The sequence below is a fragment of the Lichenicola sp. genome (genome assembly GCF_965198575.1).
Lineage (GTDB): Bacteria > Pseudomonadota > Alphaproteobacteria > Acetobacterales > Acetobacteraceae > Lichenicola.
Window position 1 is genome coordinate 3,879,470 of the sequence record NZ_OZ240671.1, and the last position, 20,228, is coordinate 3,899,697.

At 67.3% G+C, this 20,228-nt stretch carries 13 protein-coding genes; 9 read left to right on the plus strand and 4 right to left on the minus strand.

Features of this window, described 5'->3' with window-relative positions; genetic code table 11:
* The first annotated feature begins 84 nt into the window (after positions 1–84).
* Both ACOEQ2_RS17575 and ACOEQ2_RS17580 read left to right on the plus strand, forming a co-directional pair.
* Complete coding sequence (locus tag ACOEQ2_RS17575) at positions 85–1,044, plus strand: alpha/beta hydrolase (RefSeq protein WP_419729233.1); 960 nt, start codon at positions 85–87, stop codon at positions 1,042–1,044.
* Positions 1,045–1,181: 137 nt separating this feature from the next.
* Positions 1,182–1,403, plus strand: a complete 222-nt coding sequence (locus ACOEQ2_RS17580; protein ID WP_419729234.1) for a hypothetical protein — start codon at positions 1,182–1,184, stop codon at positions 1,401–1,403.
* Between the two features lie 244 nt (positions 1,404–1,647).
* Here ACOEQ2_RS17580 and ACOEQ2_RS17585 read toward each other — a convergent pair whose 3' ends face one another.
* A complete protein-coding gene (locus ACOEQ2_RS17585; protein WP_419729235.1) occupies positions 1,648–2,502 on the minus strand; it encodes a thiamine pyrophosphokinase in 855 nt (284 codons plus the stop codon).
* 96 nt (positions 2,503–2,598) lie between these two features.
* On the opposite strand from ACOEQ2_RS17585, the gene ACOEQ2_RS17590 reads away from it, so the two are divergent.
* From ACOEQ2_RS17590 to ACOEQ2_RS17620, 7 genes are all read left to right on the plus strand, one after another.
* Complete coding sequence (locus tag ACOEQ2_RS17590; RefSeq protein WP_419729236.1) at positions 2,599–4,512, plus strand: ABCB family ABC transporter ATP-binding protein/permease; 1,914 nt, start codon at positions 2,599–2,601, stop codon at positions 4,510–4,512.
* 178 nt (positions 4,513–4,690) lie between these two features.
* Positions 4,691–4,984: a hypothetical protein gene (locus tag ACOEQ2_RS17595; RefSeq protein WP_419729237.1), complete on the plus strand. Its 294-nt coding sequence runs from the start codon at positions 4,691–4,693 to the stop codon at positions 4,982–4,984.
* A 160-nt stretch (positions 4,985–5,144) separates the two neighbouring features.
* Positions 5,145–5,450: a 50S ribosomal protein L28 gene (gene rpmB / locus ACOEQ2_RS17600; protein ID WP_419729238.1), complete on the plus strand. Its 306-nt coding sequence runs from the start codon at positions 5,145–5,147 to the stop codon at positions 5,448–5,450.
* A gap of 179 nt (positions 5,451–5,629) precedes the next feature.
* A complete protein-coding gene (gene fusA, locus ACOEQ2_RS17605) occupies positions 5,630–7,711 on the plus strand; it encodes an elongation factor G (RefSeq protein ID WP_419729239.1) in 2,082 nt (693 codons plus the stop codon).
* Positions 7,712–7,792: 81 nt separating this feature from the next.
* Positions 7,793–9,865, plus strand: a complete 2,073-nt coding sequence (locus ACOEQ2_RS17610) for a Hint domain-containing protein (protein WP_419729240.1) — start codon at positions 7,793–7,795, stop codon at positions 9,863–9,865.
* Positions 9,866–9,953: 88 nt separating this feature from the next.
* Positions 9,954–12,980 carry a Hint domain-containing protein gene (locus ACOEQ2_RS17615; protein ID WP_419729241.1) on the plus strand — a complete coding sequence of 1,009 codons (3,027 nt, stop codon included), beginning with the start codon at positions 9,954–9,956 and terminating at the stop codon, positions 12,978–12,980.
* Between the two features lie 19 nt (positions 12,981–12,999).
* Positions 13,000–14,616 (plus strand): glycosyltransferase, encoded by a 1,617-nt coding sequence (locus tag ACOEQ2_RS17620; RefSeq protein ID WP_419729242.1) that lies wholly within the window; start codon positions 13,000–13,002, stop codon positions 14,614–14,616.
* 36 nt (positions 14,617–14,652) lie between these two features.
* Here the strand turns inward: ACOEQ2_RS17620 and ACOEQ2_RS17625 are convergent, their stop codons facing one another.
* Genes ACOEQ2_RS17625 through ACOEQ2_RS17635 form a run of 3 tightly spaced genes read right to left on the minus strand, consistent with a single transcriptional unit; the run spans position 14,653 to position 20,058 of the window.
* Entirely contained in the window at positions 14,653–16,344 is a 1,692-nt protein-coding gene (locus ACOEQ2_RS17625) for a S10 family peptidase (protein WP_419729243.1), read from the minus strand.
* A 36-nt stretch (positions 16,345–16,380) separates the two neighbouring features.
* Complete coding sequence (locus ACOEQ2_RS17630; RefSeq protein WP_419729244.1) at positions 16,381–17,220, minus strand: MBL fold metallo-hydrolase; 840 nt, start codon at positions 17,218–17,220, stop codon at positions 16,381–16,383.
* A gap of 15 nt (positions 17,221–17,235) precedes the next feature.
* Positions 17,236–20,058 carry a phosphoenolpyruvate carboxylase gene (locus ACOEQ2_RS17635; protein WP_419729245.1) on the minus strand — a complete coding sequence of 941 codons (2,823 nt, stop codon included), beginning with the start codon at positions 20,056–20,058 and terminating at the stop codon, positions 17,236–17,238.
* Positions 20,059–20,228: the final 170 nt, after the last annotated feature.

Here is a 20,228-nt window from a genome sequence, read left to right on the forward strand (position 1 = left end):
GACCTGGAGTTCTACGGTGCGCATGGCGGATCCCACGTCGGATCGTGGCGCACCGACCCTGGAACATGACGAAGAAAGCACACGATGACCGACATGCAGGCGGCGACGCTGCCCTGGCTCACCCCCACGGCCGGTGAAATCGATCCGGCCGCCCGGACGCTGCTCGAGTTCATGGCAGCCCGGGCCAAGGCACCGCCCTCGACCGACGGCAAGCAGTCCAACGGCAACCTGTCCGGTCGCCCCGAGCCGATCGAGGCCGTCGAGGACCTGCTGATCGACGGCGCCGAGGTGCCGATCCACGCCCAGCTGTATCGGCCGGCGGGGTCGGCCAGCGGTCCGTTGCTGCTGTGGTTCCATGGCGGCGGCTTCGTCGGCGGCGGCCAGGGATCGCACGACGTGCCGCTGCGGGCGCTGGCCAACCGGGCGGCGTGCGGGATCCTCGCGGTGGATTACCGCCTGGCGCCGGCCGATCCGTTTCCGGCCGCGGTCAATGACGCAGCCGCCAGCATCGGCTGGGCGGCGACCCATGCGGCGTCGCTCGGGTTCGATCCGGCGCGGATCATGGTCGGGGGCGACAGTGCCGGCGGCAACGTCGCGACCGTGGGGGCGATGCTGGCCCGCGACCAGGGGCTCGGGCCGGTCGTTCTGCAGCTGCTGGTGTATCCGGATGCCGACGCGCGGGCCGGTAGCAACCAGCCTTCCTGGCAGCAGAATGACGGCATCGTCCTGGACCGGAAGGGCAAGGAGGTGGTGCTGGACCAATACCTGCCACCAGGCATCGACCGGACGCAGCCGCATGCGTCGCCGGCCCTGGCACCGCTCGAGGCGCTGCACGGCTTGCCGCCGACCCTGGTGGTCACCGCCGAGTTCGACCCGCAGCGCGACGAGGGCGAGCTCTATGCCGACCGGCTGCGGGAGGCCGGGGTGAGGGTGGCGCTGGTCCGCTATCCGGGGATGATCCACGGCTTCATGCAGATGGCCGGCGTTCTGAAACAGGGCCGCGCGCTGATCGACCAGCTCGCGGCGGCGATACGCTCGAGCTGAGTGGTAAACCGCGGGGCGGTCTCGTGCGTCATGATGTGCGAAAGCAATGGAGGACGATCATGTCGCGTATCGGTCGATATTCTTGTGCACCCGCGCTGGTGACGGCGCTCGCACTCATGGCAGGAGCTGCCCCGGCCTTGGCGCAGCATCAGCCGCCGCCGCACTCGCCGTATGCCGACGGCACCGGCAATAGCGCCGTCGACAAGCTCAACGCGCAGCAGGACGACAAGAACCCGCAGAACTGGCACCAGGTGCCACCAGGCACGCCGGGTTCCCGGATGATGGCGCCGGCACCCGCATACATGCCGCCGGCACCCCCGCCCGGCACGATGGCGCCACCCCCGCCGCAAGGAGGCTAGTGCTCACCCTGCACGGCCGGTCCAGATCAGGCCGTGCAGGACCCGGGTGATGTCGCCCGGGGGTGAGGACTAGCCAACCGACGAGGCGGTCGTCCGGTATCCGGCGACTGTCCGTGGCATCGACCGAGGCAACGCTTCGCCCTGCGCTCCACCCGGAGGCTGCGTCATGTGAGGCGGGCGCCTCGGCCGGCTGTCCTGGCGAAGCTTGTGGAGTGAGACTGGGCGGAACCGTCAGGCCGCGCCATCACCTCGTGGCTGATCCCAGGGACGACCCGTTCAGGTAGTGTCTCAGGAGCTCACCATCGCTGGTCGCTGGGTCGATCAGGCCGTGACGCAGGAACAGGTCGATCAGCACCAGGTTGACGTTGAACTTGAATGCGTCGGTGTCGCGGACCAGGCGGAACACCTCGGCGAGTGGCAACAGCGTAAACGACACCACCTCGCCGTCGGCGGGCACCGGCTGAAAGCTCTCGGGCAGCACCAGGTCGAAGCACAGCAGCCGGTCGCGCCGCAGTCCTTCCGGTCGCGCCATCGCGTACCGGATGGTCGCGACCAGCACCGCCTGCCCGGCCAGCTCTGCAGGCAGGCTGCACTCCTCGGCTCCTTCCTTGGCCAGCGTCCGGCGGCTGTCGTACCCGGCCGAGACACCGCCGCCGATCAGGTGGTCGAGCTTGTCCGGGTCGAGCAGCTTGTCGGGTGCGCGCCTGCCGACCCACAGGTGGGTGCCGTCGGCGCGCTCGACGATGCCGTTCACGTGCACCCCGTCGGCCAGCACCCCGAAGCTCGGCAGGGCACCGCGATCGAGCTGCGCCAGTACCGCACCGTCTGGCTCGGCGCGCACGTCGAACGGCTCGTGGCGATCGCGGAACAGGCCGTCGCTGGCCATCTCCTGGCCGAGTGACAGGAGCCGTCGTCCGTCGTCGAGGATGAGCCGGTCACCCTCGCGGCGGACCCCACGGCGTTCCAGTTCGGGCGCCAGGCCAGGCGCGATCCAGCCGACCTGGGCGCTCCCGAGCAGGAACGGCAGGCGGCCGCCCGGCAAGTCGGCGTTGTTGCAGGCGTCGAGGTGGCGGAGGAAGGGCGCGATGCTGGGTGTCATGGCGCAGCGTGCCGTCGCACGAGCCTGCCTTGCAACAGCGCGCGAGCGACATACCCGACCTTTGTTTTCGACAGCTTCGGTGCCACATCCGTGAGAATGACACCTCCCACGACAAGCGCCCCCCGAGCCGCCCTTTCGACACGTACGGCGCTGCAGACGGTGCGCGGGCTGCTGCCGTATCTCTGGCCGAAGCGCGACCTCCGCACCCGGGCGCATGTCGTTGCGGCGATCGTGCTGCTGATCGCGGCCAAGCTCGCCACGGTCTGCGTGCCGCTGGTCTATGCCCGCGCCATCGACCGGCTCTCGCACCGCGACCCGACCCACATGCTGGTGGTCCCGGTCGGGCTGATCGTCGCGTATGGGCTGCTGCGGATCGCCACCGGCGGCTTCGGCGAGCTGCGCGACGCGGTGTTCGCGCCGGTCAAGCAGAGGGTGATCCGGGTCACCGCGATGCAGACCTTCAGCCACCTGCACCGGCTGTCGCTGCGCTTCCATCTCGACCGCCAGACCGGCGGCGTCACCCGGGCGGTGGAGCGTGGCACCCAGGCGATCGAGCTGATCCTCCGGCTCGGCGTGTTCAACATCGTGCCGACATTGTTCGAGACGCTAATGGTAACCGCGGTGATCTGGCGGTTGTTCGACTGGCGCTTCGCGCTCGCCACGCTGCTGACGGTGGTGGTGTATGTCGGCTTCACCGTGGCGTTCACCGGCTGGCGCATCGGCATCCGCCGAAAGATGAACGAAGTGGAGAGCGAGGCCAGCAGCAAGGCGCTGGACAGCCTGCTGAACTACGAGACGGTCAAGTATTTCGGCAACGAGCGCCACGAGGCCCGGCGCTACGACGAAACCCAGTCGCGCTACGAGCGGGCGGCCGTGCGCACCCAGGTCTCGCTCAACATGCTCAATATCGGCCAGGTAACGATCATCGCGGTGGCCCTGGCGGTGATCATGCTGATGGCGGCGCAGGGCGTGGCGGCGGGCAAGCTGACCGTCGGCAAGTTCGTGCTGGTGAACACCTACCTGATGCAGCTGTATCAGCCGCTGAACCTGCTCGGCTTCGTGTACTCCTCGCTGCGTCAATCGCTGGTCGACCTGGAGCAGATGTTCAAGCTGCTCGGCGAGGCGCAGGAGGTGCAGGACCCGACGTCCCCAGCACTGCTGCCGGCCCGGCTCGAGGATGCGCCACCAGCTGAGGTCCGGTTCGAGGACGTGCATTTCGGCTACCGGCCGAACCGCGAGATCCTGCACGGGGTGAGCTTCTCGGTGCAGCCGGGTGGACGCACCGCGATCGTCGGCCCCACCGGCGCGGGCAAGTCGACGATCAGCCGGCTGCTGTTCCGCTTCTATGACGTAAATGCCGGCCGGGTGTTGCTCGACGGCACCGATGTGCGCGACTACGCCCAGGAGAGCCTGCGCGCGGCAATCGGCGTGGTGCCGCAGGACACCGTGCTGTTCAACGACACCATCCGCTACAACATCGCCTATGGCCGGATCGGCGCCACCCAGGCCGAGATCGAGCACGCGGCCCAACTGGCGCAGGTGCATGACTTCGTGATGCGGCTGCCGGAGGGCTACGACACCCGCGTCGGCGAGCGCGGGCTGAAGCTGTCCGGCGGCGAGAAGCAGCGGGTGGCGATCGCCCGTACCATCCTGAAGAACCCGCGCGTGCTGATCCTGGACGAGGCGACCAGCGCGCTCGACACCCACACCGAGCAGGAGATCCAGTCGGCGCTGCGCACGGTGGCAGCCAATCGCACGACCCTGGTGATCGCCCACCGGCTGTCGACGGTGGTCGATGCCGACGAGATCCTGGTGCTGGTGGACGGGCTGGTCGCCGAGCGTGGCAGCCACCGCGAGCTGCTGGCATCCGACGGCGTGTATGCTCGGATGTGGGCGGCGCAGTCCGAGGAGGAAGCGGCGGAGGAGCATGTCGAGGCAGCCGAGCATCCGGCGCCGGGTCGGCCGCGTGGCGTGCAGGCGGAGCTGGTGACGACGGGCGTCGCTCCCTGAAAGCCGGCTGGATTAGCGGGTGGCGCAGTCCCATGTGTGCGCTACACCGACGGCGGCCGGCCACCCGGCAGCAGACAATCCGTGGCAGACACGAGGCATCCGGCCTGCGCTCGCGCGGCACGGTCGAGGCATGAGGGGCAAGGCTCGCGACTCGGTCGAGCCCGCCACAGGAGGCAGCATGAGCGTCGAGCAGCATCACGACCACACCGGCGAACAGCCGCTCGGACAGGATGGATCGGTTCCGGCCGAGCTGAGCCACGCCGGCGCGGTCGTGGACAAGGCGATCGAGTACATGCTGGGCGAGCAGCTGCCGCCGCTGGCGATTGCCTCGGCGCTGCTGGGCGGCTCGCTCGGGCTGCTCGCACGCACGATGGACCAGACGGTGATGATCCGCATGCTTGAGAACGCCATGGTGAGCGTGCGCGCCGGCGAGTTGCATCCGTCCAACGATCGTGGCGGCGGCCAGGCCTGAGGCGCCGCGCTCCGGGTGGGCGCCAGGAAGAGCTTGACGGATTGCCGGCCGTGGGGTGATAAGCCGCGCCTCGATGAGACGATCAAACCGGGCCCGGTTGCGCCGGGCGTTCGGTGTTTCGTTCCGGTTGACCGGGACGTGTGACCTTAAGGATGAGACGATGTCGCGCCGCTGCGAAATGACCGGCAAGGGCGTGCTGACGGGCAACAACGTCAGCCACGCCAACAACAAGAGCCGCCGCCGCTACCTGCCGAACCTGCAGGATACGTCGCTGCTGTCGGATGTGCTCGGCACGTCGATCCGCATGCGCGTCACCACGCACGGCCTGCGCACGATCGAGCATAATGGCGGCCTCGACAGCTTCCTGCTGACGACGCCGAACCGTCGCCTGCCGGAAGCGGCGCAGATCCTGAAGCGCCGGATCCTTCGCGCCCAGGTCAAGAAGCAGGCCGCCCAGCCCGCCTGAGGCCGGTCCGGGCCGGCGCGGATCCTGAGGGGTCCGCCGCCGCCCATCGGTCTTGCAAAATCGGGGCTTCTCGCGCATGTGAGGCCCCATCAGTCTTTCGGCCGCCAGGCTTAGCCCGCGGCCCGGGAAGGCGCGCGGAGCCCGCTCCGGTCGCGCCTTCTTGGTTTGAGGAGAGAGCCGTGTCCGAACTGTCCAAGATCCGCAATATCGGCATCACCGCGCACATCGATGCTGGCAAGACCACCACCACCGAGCGCATCCTGTACTATACCGGCGTGTCGCACCGGATCGGTGAGGTCCATGAGGGCAACACCACCACCGACTACATGGAGCAGGAGCGCGAGCGGGGGATCACCATCACCTCGGCTGCGGTGACGTGCGAGTGGAAGGACCACCGCATCAACATCATCGACACTCCCGGCCATATCGATTTCAACATCGAGGTGAACCGGTCGCTGCGTGTGCTCGATGGCGCCATCTTCATCATCGAGGGCGTGGCCGGCGTGCAGCCGCAGTCCGAGACCAACTGGCGTCTCGCCGACCGCTACAACGTCCCGCGCATCATCTTCATCAACAAGCTGGACCGCACCGGCGCCGACTTCTACCGCGCGTTCGACACGCTGAAGGAGAAGCTCGACATCATCGCGCTGCCGCTGCAGCTGCCGATCGGCATCGAGGAGACCTTCATCGGCGTCGTCGACCTGGTCGAGATGAAGGCGATCATCTGGGAAGGCGGCGAGCTCGGCGCGAAGTTCCACGACGAGGAAATCCCCGCCGACCTGCTGGAGCGCGCCAAGGAAGCCCGCCAGCTGCTGCTCGACACCGCGCTCTCGGTCGATAACGAGGCGATGGAAGAGTATTTCGAGAAGGGCGACGTCGATGTCGCGACCCTGAAGCGCTGCATCAAGGCGGGTGCCATTTCTGGCGTGTTCCGTCCGGTGCTGTGCGGCACGGCGTTCAAGAACAAGGGCGTGCAGCCGCTGCTTGATGCGGTGCTCGACTACCTGCCGGCGCCGGACGACCGCGAAGGCATCCGCGTTGCCGCCGAGGAGGGCCAGGAGGATGGCGATCCGAAGCTGCGCCGCCTGATCAAGGTCGATCCGAAAGGCAACTTCTCCGGCCTCGCCTTCAAGATCATCAACGACAAGTACGGCACCCTGACCTTCGTGCGGGTCTATTCCGGCTCGCTGAAGTCCGGCGATCAGGTCATGAACACGACCAAGGACCACAAGGAGCGGATCGGCCGCATGTTCCAGATGCACGCCGACAAGCGTGCGGAAATCAAGGAAGTGCAGGCTGGCGACATCGCCGCCTTCGTGGGCCTGAAGGATACCGGCACCGGCGACACGCTGGCCTCGGCCGATGACCCGGTGATTCTGGAGCGCATGGCGTTCCCGGTTCCGGTGATCGACATCTCGGTCGAGCCGAAGACCAAGGAAGCCGTCGAGAAGATGACGCTGGCGCTGCAGAAGCTCGCCGGCGAGGATCCGAGCCTGCGCCTCAAGACCGACCAGGAAACCGGCCAGACCATCCTGTCCGGCATGGGCGAGCTGCATCTCGAGATCATCATCGACCGCTTGCGCCGCGAGTATGGCGTCGACGCGAATATCGGCGCGCCGCAGGTGGCGTATCGCGAGACCATCAGCAAGACGCACACCGAGACCTACACCCACAAGAAGCAGTCGGGCGGTTCGGGCCAGTACGCCGAGGTGAAGATCGAGTTCTCGCCGCAGGAGCGGAATGCCGGCATCCTGTTCGAGAACAAGGTCGTCGGCGGCACGGTGCCGAAGGAATACATCCCGGCCGTCGAGAAGGGCATTCGGGTGCAGTCCTCGACCGGTGTGCTTGCAGGCTTCCCGACCGTCGACTTCAAGTACACGCTGGTCGACGGCAAGTACCATGACGTCGACTCGTCCGCGCTGGCATTCGAGATCGCGGCCAAGGCCTGCTTCCGCGAGGGCATGAAGCGCGCCTCGCCGGTGATCCTCGAGCCGATCATGGATGTCGAGTGCACCACGCCGCAGGATCATGTCGGCGACGTGGTGGGCGATCTCAACCGTCGTCGCGGCCAGATCCAGAACCAGGAGAGTGCCGGTTCGACGGTGACGGTGCGCGCCCAGGTGCCGCTGAAGGAGATGTTCGGCTACATCTCGCACCTGCGGTCGATGACCAAGGGCCGCGCCTCGTTCACCATGCAGTTCCATCATTACGACCCGGTGCCGCGCAACATCGCCGACGAGATCATGGCGAAGTCGGCGTAACCCGACGTCACAGCGTCGACGAAAACAGGCCGGCCCGGCAACGGGCCGGCCTTTTTCATATCGGGTTGTTGATGAAGACATTTGACACCATTGGTAGTAATTACAGCCGCAGATCAAAAAGGATCGCGGTGTATGGAAAAAGCCCTGGGTACGAGCCTCGCAGTCGATAATCCGGACGATCGCGGCATCGGCATGCTTGTTCCTCAGGCAATGCCGGCCGCACTCGACGATGTCGGGCTGGTGTACACCTACGCCGAGGCGCCGGTCGGAGCGTGGAACAATCCGGCCAGCTGGATCGTCGGCGCCGGAACACCTGCGACCACCCCTCCCGGCATGAACGATTCCGTCCAGATTTCCGGAACCGAGTACAATCCGAACAACGCGCCTTTCGAGCTGACCGGCTCGGGCGAGGCGGGGTCGGTGACTGTTTCCCACGGCGTGATCTTCGACGGCTCCTTCGCGACCGGCGCGCTGACGGTCGATGCCGGGACCACCACCGTCCCGGTGAGCATGTTCGAGGACCAGGCGTTCGCCGCCACGACGGCCTCCATTCTGGGCCAACTCTCGGTGATCGGCGCCAGCAGCCGCATGACGGTCGGTGGCACCCTGACAGTCGGCTCGGCCACGCCGGGCGCCGCGGGCGTGCAGAGTGCGACCCTGGCGACCCTGGCCGGCGGCAGCGTGCTGGCAGGCGAGATCGTGCTGGACCAGGGCAGGATCGGTGTCGACCAGGGTGGCAGCATCGAGATCGGGTCCGGCGTGCCCGACGTCGATCCGGCAACCGGCATGGTGCGTCAGGGTGATGTCACCGTCGATCCCGGCGCGAGGCTCGTGGTGAATGGCGGCGAGATCGATGTGCCGATCTGGAACGACGGCGTGATCGAACTCGGCGGGGGGAACCCGGAGCTCGCCGAGGTTTCCGGAAATGGCGTACTTCAGGTCGATGCCGGATTCTCCGCAGCGTCCGTGGGAAGCATCGACGACACCCAGACGATCCGCTTCGCCGGCAGCAACGCGATCCTGAATTTCGGCCTGGAGCCGGGCAGCACGACCTTCAACGTCACCGGGTTCCAGGCCACCGATGGTCTGCAGTTCGGCGGTGATTATTCGCTGCAGAGCCAGGACAGCAATGCCGAGCGCACCATTCTGACGCTGGCCGACGACGCCGGCGACCGCGCGACGTTCACGCTCGCCGGCAATTTCGGCGGCCAGAACTTTGCTGTCCAGGATCCCGTCGTTGTCTATCAGGGCCTCGATATTCTCTACACCGAGATTACGGTTTCCGAGGCGGTGGCGTGTTTCTGCCCGGGCACGCTGATCGCCACCGAAGCAGGCGAACGGCCGGTCGAGGCGTTGGAGATCGGTGATCGCGTCCTGACGGCGGCGGGCGTTCTGCGGCCGGTCTTGTGGATCGGCCGTCGCACCTATGCGCAGCGGTTCGTGGCCGGAAACACCGCGATCACGCCGATCCGCATCCGCGCTGGCGCACTGGGCGAGGGGCTGCCGCATCGTGACCTGCTGGTGTCGCCGATGCATTCCATGCTGCTGGATGGCGTGCTGGTGCCGGCCGCACTGCTGGTGAACGGCGTGTCGATCGTGCAGGAGCAGCCGATCGACGACGTTCGTTACCTGCACATCGAACTCGAGGATCATGACCTGCTGCTGGCCGAGGGTGCGCCCACGGAAAGCTTCGTCGACGACGACAGCCGCAGCATGTTCCACAACGCGGCCGAATATGCGCGGCTGTATCCGGATCGGGTTGCGACGGCACCGCTCTGGTGCGCGCCGCGGGTGGAAAGCGGACATGCGCTGGAGGCGATCCTGCGTCGGCTCGCGGTGCATGCTGGCCTGACTGAGCCGGTGGAAGCGCCGACACTCCGTACGCAGATCGACGATGTGCAGGACGGCCGGGTGCGCGGCTGGGCGTGGTGTGCAGAGCATCCGGACATGCCGGTGTGCCTGGATATTCTGGTGGACGGGGACTTGGCGGGACAGGTTCTGGCCGACCGCTACCGCCGGGATCTGGCGCTGGCCGGCATCGGCGCCGGCTGCCACGGTTTCGAACTTGCGGTGCCCGGCCTGGCCGCCAGATCGACCGTCACCCTGCGCCGCTCGCTGGACGGAATGATGCCGGAGCGGCGCCTGGCAGGCTGAAGCCGGGCGCTAATCGTTTCGGTAATCTGTCATGGTTATGGTCCCGATCCGCTGCTAACGTTGTAAAAATAAACGACGGGAGTGGCGGATGGGTCAGGAGTATTTCTGGACGACGTACGGGGCTGGCGATTTCAGCGATCCCGGCGTTTACAGGATCGGCTCCCCCACCGGGCCCGTCGCGACCACGCCGCCTTCGACCGATGACACGGTGACGATCGCCGGGGGCCCGACCGAATCCGACGCCATCGACATCCACAACACCGGAAACGCCGAGGCGGGCACGCTGTATTTGTCCGGTTACGACATCCTGTACGACAACGTTTATGCGACTACGGTGCAGGTGCAGTCAGGGGTGTTCGAGATCACCACCGGCGCCGAGATCCTTGCGGACCGGCTTGGCGGCGGCAGTCTCGAGATCGGCTCGGGCACGACCTCGACGGCACGGCTGCTCCTCGACAACGCGATCATCGGCCTGGGATCGATCACGATCGATGCCGGCTCCTCGCTGGTCGGGTCGGGGCGCCTCGGTGGCCTCTCCGGTTTCTCGTCGGTTACCGACAACGGCCTGATCGAAGCCTCCAGCGGCACGCTTGCAGCGGGCGACATCACCGGCACCGGCATCGTGCAGATCGACCAGTCGGCGAGGCTGTTGCTCGATGGCGCGTCCGGCGTGACGATCGCATTCACAGGCCCATCCGCGTCCTTGCAGCTGTCGGGCAGTTCTATCTCGTCCTCAGTCTCAGGCTTCACGTCGTCCGGCGACGAAATCCAGTTCGCCTTCGGCTACTTCGGGAGCCTCGGCACGCAGCTGACCTATGATCCGGCGTCCGGCGTCCTGGCTCTCGGGGGCACCTCGGGAACAGTCGCCTCCGTGACCCTGCAGGGCGACGAGTCCGGCGTCACGTTCTCGCTGATCGAGGGGGCCGGCAACGTCAGCGACGTCGTTGCCGCGACCACGCTCCCGGCGATTGAGCCGGTCCCGAGTGCGGGCACGGTCTCCGGCGACAGCTTCGCCTGGAACACGGTTGCGGCCGCTGCCTGGAATGACGCGTCGAGCTGGCTGGATACGACGACCGCCAGCCCCGCGACAACGGCGCCCGGCCTGCTCGACAGCGTGACGATTTCCGGCGACGCGCAGCAGGATTTCACCGTCGTCACCGGAAGCGGCGCGGCTCTCGACGTCACCGTGCACAACGACGTGCTGTTCGACGGCAGCTTTGTCACCCAGACGTTGCAGGTCCTGACACCAGGGGACACGACCGGGATCATGGCGATAGCGCCGGGCGCCGAGGTGGATGTGACCGGCGATGCAGATGTCCTGGGCGGAGTGTCGCTGGGTGGTTCGGGCAGCATTCTCGATGTCGGCGGTACCCTCACCATCGATCAGGGTGCGTCCTCCGCCCCGTTCTGGATCGCCGATGGCGGCCATGTGCAGGCCGGCACGCTGGATGTCGTCTCAGGCAGCATCCAGATGGGCGCTACGGCGCAGTTTGATGCAGGGTCGGCCTCGTTGTTGATCGGCAACGTGTCGGTGATCGGCACCGGAGCGATCCTCGTCGTCGACGGCACGATGCATATGGGTATTGCCGCGGATGGTCGCGGGCAAGGCCTCGAGGAAACGAGCCTGTCGACACAGGATGGCGGCCGGATAGTCATCGGCACGCTCGACGTTGATAATGGCCTTGTCATGGTCGACAGCCAGGGGAGCATCGAGATCAGCGGTCAGACGGGACCCAGTGGTGCATCTGTTCAGTCCGGTACCGTGACGGTCGATGCCGGGGCAACGCTGATTGTTGATATCGGTGATGTCCTGTCACCGATCGTCAACCAGGGCCTGGTGGAGCTGACTGGGGGCCTCCATGTCGGGAACAGCACGAACGGGATCTCCGGCACCGGTACCGTTCAGATCGATTCCGGCTTCAACGGTGATGCGGGGGGAATCGGCTCCGGCGAGACGATCCAGTTTGCCGGGCCTGACGCCTCCTTGGAATTTTCAGTAGGAGCTGACGAGTTGGCCCACATATCCGGATTCGCGGCCACCGACTCTGCGACGGTCGATGGCGGCCGATATCAGCTCACGAACCAGAATAGTACCGCGACATCGACGATCCTGACGCTGGTGCAAGAGAACGGTCCGACGACCATTACTATGGACTTTGTTGGTGATTACCGTGACGCGATCTTCCTTGCCACGCCACTTTCGTCCTATGGCTACTACGGAGGTGAGACCGAAATTACCCTCTCCAATACGGTCGCGTGCTTCTGTCCCGGAACCTTGATCGGCACCGCGGCAGGTGGAGCCCCGGTGGAAACATTGAAGATCGGCGATCTCGTGCGGACGGCCTCAGGTGCTGCGCGACCGGTGCTGTGGATCGGCCGTCGCAGCTATGCGCGCCGGTTCGCCGCTGGCAACGTGGATATCATGCCGATCCGCATTCGTGCCGGCGCGCTGGGCGAGGGGCTGCCGCGTCGCGACCTGCTGGTGTCGCCGAAGCATGCGATGCTGCTGGATGGCGTGCTGGTGCCGGCCGGCTTGCTGGTGAACGGCATGTCGATCGTGCAGGACGAGCCAATCGGCGACATCCATTACCTGCACATCGAACTCGAGGATCACGACCTGCTGCTGGCCGAGGGTGCCGCCACCGAGAGCTTCGTCGACGACGACAGCCGCGGCATGTTCCACAACGCGGAGGAGTATGCGCGGCTGTATCCGGACCGTGTCGCGACCGTGCCGGCCTGGTGCGCGCCGCGCGTCGAGAGCGGGCATGCGCTGGAGGCGATACGGCGCCGGCTTGCCGCCGTTGCAGGGCTGACCGTGCGGCAGCATGCGACCGAGCTGCGCGTGCAGATCGACGAGATCGAGGCCGGCCGTCTGCGCGGCTGGGCCTGGTGTGCCGAGCATCCCGAGACGCCGGTGTGCCTCGACGTGCTGCTCGACGGGCAGGTGGTGGCGCAGGTGCTGGCCGATACCTTCCGTCGTGATCTGGCGCTGGCCGGGTTCGGAGCCGGCTGCCACGGTTTCGAGCTGGCGGTGCCGGGTTTGACCGCCGCCTCGAACGTCATGCTGCGCCGGTCGCTCGACGGCGTCGCACCGGCGGTCCGACGCGCCGCCTGAGCCCGGGCGAGGGAGCCGCGTGGCCGCAACGCTCCGGGGCCAGGTCGATGTCGCCGATCGCCGCAGCATCCGCGGCTGGGCGCAGGACGACCGCTGGCCGGACCAGCCGGTCAGCCTGCTGGTCACGCTCAACGGGACGCTGATCGGCCGCTGCATTGCCAACCGGTTCCGCCACGATCTCGCGGATGCCGGGATCGGCGACGGCCGCCATGGCTTCGAGCTCATCTTTGGGGCAATGCTGTCGCCGCTCGGGCATCACCGGTTGCGGGTGACGCGCGAGCTCGATGGGCTCGAACTCGCCCACTCGCCCTGGCTGCTCGAACCCGCGCCGGATTTCGACCCGTCGACCCTGGACCGCCTCGAGACACTGCTGCTCGACGGCGTCGAGGCCGACCCGACGACGATCGACCAACGGCTGGAGTTCCTGCGCCGGCAGATCGACAGGCTGCTCGAGTTCCGCGCGAAGGCAATCACCGCGCCGCTACCGGGCAACGACGGGACCGATCCGGGCGGCACCATGCTGGTGATCGACGAGCTGATGCCGGACGCCGACCGGGATGCCGGGTCGGGCGCCGTGATTTCCCACATGCAGGCCTTCCGGCGGCTCGGCCTGACGGTGCTGTTCGCAGCCGCCGATTTCGCGGCCGACCCCCGGACCGTGCTTCAGGCGGAGCGACTTGCAGGCCACGGCATCACGCCGTGCCGGGCGCCGTTCTATGCGTCCGTCGAGGAGGTGCTGCGTCGCCATGCCGCCAGTCTGCAACTGGTGTATCTGCATCGCGGGCCGATCGCCTTCCGGTATGCGCGGCTGGTTCGCCACCTGTGTCCGAAAGCCCGGATCGTGTACGCGGTGGCAGACCTGGCGCACATCCGGCTCGCCCGCCAGGCGGAAGCGCAGGAGCGGCCGGAACTGCTTGCCCTGGCGCGACAGACCAGGGCCCGCGAGCTCGATTGCGTGGCCGTCGCGGACGCCACGCTGACGCACTCGGCCGAGGAGGCGTCGATCATCCAGGCGGCACTTCCCGGCGCGGAACTCCATGTCGTGCCATGGTCGGTGCCGGTGCGTCCGGTGGTCACGGGCTTTGCCGCGCGTCGTGGTGTCGCCTTCCTGGCCGATTACGCGCACGCGCCCAATCTCGACGCCGCCCTCCGCCTGGTGCGCGAGATCATGCCGCTGGTCTGGGAGCACGAGCCGGACATGCCCTGCCTGCTCGCCGGCAGCCGGCTGCCACCCGCCCTGGCCAACGCCGGGGACGCTCGGATCGTGCCGGTGGGGCATGTTCCGGTGCTGGTTGATCTGTTCGAGCGTGTGCGGCTCACGGTGGCCCCGCTGGTGTTCGGAGCCGGGATCAAGGGCAAGGTGATGCAGAGCCTGGCTGCAGGGATCCCGTGCGTGTGTACGCCGGTTGCAGTGGAAGGATTGCAACTTCCGCCTGTCCTGGCGAAGCGGGTGGCCGCGAGCACGCACGACTTCGCGCGCGAGATCGTGTGGCTGCACCGCGACGCTGCCGCGAATGCGGAGATGGCGCAGGCCGGCCTGGAATGGGCGGAGGCTGCGCTGTCCGAAACGCGGCTCGACGGGCTGTTGGCCGCGGTTGCGCGATTGGCGCCGGGTTTGGCGCATCGCGAGAGCTGACCTGTCGCGATGCGCCGATCGTCCGGGCCGGGTCTTTCAGTGCGTGTTGGCCGGCGCCTGGCCTTGGTTTGCCGAGCCGGTCGCCGGGCTGGTGCCTTCGGTGCGGCGGATGAAGTCGGCCACGTTGTCATGCAGCTGCTGCAGCGCCGCCTGGTGGGCATAGACCATGTGGCCCGACGCATACTGCTTGAACTCGATGTTGGCCTGCAGCGCCTGCGGCATCGGCAGGTGGCGCATCTCGAAGATGCCCTCGTAGTACGGGGTCGCCAGGTCGTAATAGCCGGCGTTCAGCATGACCTTGAGCTTCGGATTGTATTTCATCGCAGCCGCCAGATCCGGCATCACATTGGCGCTGCCGGTGCTCGGCTGCGACGAACCGAACGGCGCGTGCTTCATGTCCCAGCTGTCGATCTCGATTTCCGGCTTGTAGTATTTGTCGCCGCCATAGCCCAGCGTCTTGCGGACATAGTCGTTGAATACCGACACGTAGGCCGAGCCGATCGCCGCCGATTGCGGGTCGTAATCCGCTTCCTTGCTGAGCGGGTCCATCGTCGGGCCGGAGAAGCGGGTATCGAGCCGGCCGGTGGTGGTCTCCGCGCCTTGCAGGTTCTTCTCGAACTCGCCGCCATCGACGCGCAGGTTGGCGCGCTTGATGTAGTCGACCGACAGGCCGGTATATTGCGCCAGCTTGTTGGCGATCTCGTCACGCTTCGCAGGGTCCAGGGCGGCACCCTGCTGCAGGGCGGTCGTGTAGTCGGTGGAGGCGAAACTCTCCACGTCCTTCAGCAGCGATTGCAGGTCGGGCGGATTGTCGCCGAGCTTGTGGTGATACCAGGCGGTCGCGGCATAGGTCGGCAGCGCCACGATATAGGGCAGGTCGACACCCGGATTGGCTTCCGGACCATCGACGCTGGCATCGAAATTCAGGATCTGCGACAGCAGGATGACGCCGTTGAAATCGACCGACTTGTCCTGCTCGAGCTGGTTGATCAGTACCGCCGAGCGGGTGGTGCCGTAGCTCTCGCCGAACAGGTATTTCGGGGAATTCCAGCGGTCGTATTTCGACAGGAATGCCGCGATGAAATCGGAGAAGGCGTGCGCATCCTGGTCGATGCCCCAGAAGCTCTTTTCGCGGTCCTTGCCGACGATGCGCGAGAAGCCGGTGCCCGGTGCGTCGATGAACACCAGGTCGCTTACATCGAGCAGGCTCTGGTCGTTGTTGATGAACTGGTAGGGTGCTGCGGGGCCATGGCTGTCGTCGAGCGTCACCACCCGACGCGGGCCGAACGCGCCCATGTGCAGCCAGACCGACGCCGAGCCGGGCCCGCCATTATAGAGGAAAGTGATCGGCCGGCCAGCTACGGGTGCGCCCTTCTTGAAATAGGCGACGTAGAACATCGAGGCTTCGGCGCTCGGGTTGCTGTCGTCGGCGGCCTGCGTGTCCGACTTGTCCGGGCTTTTCTCGTCCGGCTTTCCGGCGCCGTCGATGTCGGCCTTGTCGGTGTCGTCCCAGCCTTTCGGATGCACCACCAGGGTCCCGGCAACTGCCTGGTAGTCGACATGCTGGCCGCCGGCATTGACGCTGCCGTCGCTGGTTTTCTCATCGGCGCTCAGATGCGGAAGCGGCTTTGCCGACTTGGTGATCTTGACGGTCGTGTCGTCGGCGTGCGCGAGGCCGAGCGGCGATGCGAGCAGGGCAGCGGTGAGAAAGAGGGAGGCTCGTTTCAATGGTGGGCTCCTGGTGTTGACGGGAAAACGTCGGCGTCAGGTCGTGGCGCGCCAGCCCTCCGGCATGTTCACGGCACGACCCTCGGCCTCGAGTTTCCCGAGATGCGAGAGCAGGTTCGCGCGCGCGGCCGCACGCAGCTCCGGACGCAGATTGATATAGGCTCGCGCAAGGACGTTCTCGAGTGGTGCCGGCGTGTGCGTCAGCACCGCGGCGATCGATGCCTCGCGTGCCATGCGGTGGTCGAGCAGGCTCTGCACCAGCTCGCGCGGGTTCTCGATAGCCGGGCCATGCGCCGAGAGCATCAGCCGGTCGTCGCGATCGCGCACCCGCTCCAGGTTGCCGATGAAGCTGGCAAGATCGCCGTGCGGTGGCGGCGGCACCACCGAGGTCGACCAGCCCATCACATGATCGCCGCTGAACAGCACGTCGTCGTCGGTGGCAAAGCAGAGATGGTCCATCGCGTGGCCGGGTGTGTGCACGGCCACCAGACCTGCGACCCGCTCACCCTCCCGCAGCTTGATCGCCGGCTCGAAATTCGGATCCGCACTCCGCGCGAAGCCGCATGTGGGCGCGCCGCTGCGCCGGGACAGCAACTCGGCACCGGTCAGGTGGTCGCGATGCGTGTGCGTCAGCAGGATGTGCGACAGCCGCGACCCGGTCTCGGCGAGGATGGCGTCGATGTGGCTCTCCTCGTCGCTGCCCGGGTCGATCACCGCAATCCCGCCGGCCCAGTCGACCAGCCAGGTGTTGGTGCCGTTATAGGTCATCGGTCCGGGATTGGGAGCGACGATCCGCCTGATGCCCTCGCGCACGACCAGCGGCACGGCGCGTGGGGGCGCCGGCTCGGTGAGCCGCCAGGCGCGTCGTCTTGCCATGTGCATGGCCGCCGGCTAGCCGAACGCGCCGACATTATGCATCACCGCGATACTGATCTCACGCACCAGCTCGAACAGCCGCCGCATCGGCTGGAATATCTCCGCAGCCTCCCGCGTGTAGGCATTCTCCGAGCGTGGACCACGGGGTTCGCGGAAATCCAGCATCACCGACTGGTCAGACGCCTGGGGGAATATCTCCGCCAGCTGCGCCAGCACGCCGGGGATCTCGAGCCGCAGCACCTGATCGTCGAGTGCCTCGCGGGTGAAGCCGTTGCGCGGCGAGAAATACGGGATCCGGGTCGAGAGCAGCCAGATGCGCTCGATCAGCGCCAGCCGGATCGCATGCAGCAGCACCTCGGGCAGCTGCATCCGCGGCGCGTCCGGCCACGCCACCCGCAGCGCCAGGTGATCGGCCTGGATGCGCCGGAACATCGACTGCGTGATCGCCCAGAGATCCAGCCGCTCCAGCCCTTCCGACAACGTGACGAGGGCGGTGCGCCGGGACGGATCGGTCTCGTGCGCCGCGCGGTCGAGCCACACGCCCGGATCGAGTGTCAGCACGATGGCGCGCAGCACGTCACGATCGGAATGCGCCAGTGCATGACTGGCGAAATCCAGCGCACGCCGGAACCGCGGCGACTTCAGCATGAACTCCTCGAACGTCTCCGGGTGGCGCGCGGCGGCGAGGCCCAGCCCCTGCAGCGTGTTCGCGCACCAGCCGAGCTGCTGCAGGATCGCGTTGTTCGGGATCGCCCGGAGCTCGCGCGGATGGCGGATGCGCGCGGGCCCCCCGGCGCCATCGGTCTGCCGTGCCGCCGGACGCGAGCCGGTGCGATCGATCAGCGCCGGCCCGAACGCGCCGAGCAGCCCTGCATAGCCCGGATCCTCGACCAGCTCGGTCATGCCGAGCCCGATCGCTGCGAAAAAATCGGCGGAGAAATCCGGCTCGTCATAGATCGGATCGCGCTCGACCTTCACCACCTCGAAGGCGTGCGTGGCGATGGTGCCGATCACCGCGTCGGCCAGCGTCGGGGTGCCGAACAGCAGGTAGCCGTCGCCGCCCTGGAACGCGCTTTCCTCGCGGTAGGCGATGCCGGCTTCCTGGAACGCCTGCCTGGAATGCGGCGGCGACAGGTAGTCCAGCCGGTCGGCCAGCGCGAACGGGTGGCCGCCACGGCCGATGCTCTCGCCGTGGGTGTCGAACAGGATCACCTCGACGTCGGTCATGCCGCGCTTGGCGAGCAGGTCGGCGATCTTCAGGCGCAGGCGCTCGACCAGGTAGGTCGCGGCAAGCTGGCCGACATAACGTCCGGAATCCGAATATCCGAACTGCAGCGCGAGCTTCCCTGTGCGCTGCAGGTAGTCGCGATAGTGACGCGAATGCAGCGCCTCCTCGACGATCTGCGAACCCTGCATCAGCGCCTCGCGGGTCTCGAACAAGGGCGAGATTTCGATCCGGTCCTCGATGCCGAACAGCCGTGCCAGCCACAGCGCCACCAGCAGCGTGTAGCCGCTCTCGGTCTCGGCGATCAGGAACCGCACCGGGCTGGCGCTGTCGATATGCTTGACGAGCTGCGCCACCGTCATCATCAGCCGGGCCGCCGAAGCCTGCTCTGCCAGCAGTGCCCCGAAATCGACCGGCACCGGGCGGACCTCGTCGAGCGCCTCGTTGATCCGGGCCAGCAAAGCGCGCCGCTGCGCCGGGTTTTCCGGGCTGTCCTCGATGCCGAGGCGCTGGCGGGCGACATTGTGGATCTGCGTGGCGTTCAGCCGGAAATGCGTGTGCGCCGCCCCCATGCCGTGCGACACGAAGCCGGCACGGGCCACCACCAGCGCCAGCCGGTCCGCCTCGGGGGCGCCGGCGATCGAGGCTGCGAACATCTCGTCGAGCACCGCCGGGTTCAGGATCGCCTCGTCGCGACGATCGATCAGGGTGGACGCGAATGCCGCCACCTGTTCGGGATCGGCGCGATCCGGCGCCGCTGCCACCTGTGCCGCCACCGCGCCGACCGCCGCGGCGGTGCGGGCCAGCAGCTCCGTGGGCGGCGCTTCCAGCTCGGCCAGCTGGTCGTGCAGCCGCTGCAGCTGCAACTGCTTCATCCGAAGCCGCAGCCGGAGCGTGTCCCACCAGCCGATATCGGTGCGGCCGTCGGTGTCGTATCCGACCCAGGTCGCCAGGATCAGCGGCCGCGGCACCAGGCTGGTCCAGGCCTGGGGCCAGTAGCGGGCCGCCTCCTGCAGCAGGGCCGCGTTCAGCTTGTCGATGGCGTCGCGCCCACGCAGGATCGCCGCGACCGCCAGATCGAACTCGTCGGTGAGTGTCGGCGTCGTCGGGCGTTGTGATGCGAGGTCCGGCATCGTGCGGGTGCCGCTGGCGGTCGCGGCGAGGGCTGCATACACCGGTGGCGGCAGGGCGAAGGTCGGGTGAGCGGTGAACACCGCGGCAAACCGGGTGCGATGGATCGCCGCACGGAACTGCGCCAGCGGGATCGGGCTGTCGTTCGGGTCGGGCCGGATCAGCCGTGCCGCGATCTGCTCCAGCCGCCCCAGATTGTCCGGGCCGGCGGCAAGGCCGACATAGCGCGCGAGGCGGGCCGCCCGCTCCTCGAAGGCGTCGTCGCGCAGCCGACACACCAGGCCGTTGACGTCCTCAATCGAAAGGCTCGCCTCGTCCAGCCGGCGCGACAGCTGCAGGGCGATCGCCAGCACCGGATTGCCGAACGGATCCTCCTCCTGGCGCTCGACCAGATGGGCTGCCTGCGCCACCAGCTGGTCGAGGCGCTGGTTCGGCGCATGTCGGCGATCGGGCTCGGAAGAGGCCGGCGGCAGGTCGTCCATGATGCGGTGGCCCCGAGCTCGTGCTGTTCCGCACCGTTCCATGTCTGCTGCAGGACGGCAATATCGGGCACCGGACGGTCATGTCGGGTCGCTCCCCGCCGATGCCGTGACGCAGCCGCACTCGGGTAGCGCCGCGAGGTTGGGCAAGATCGCAGGTTGATGCTATCCGG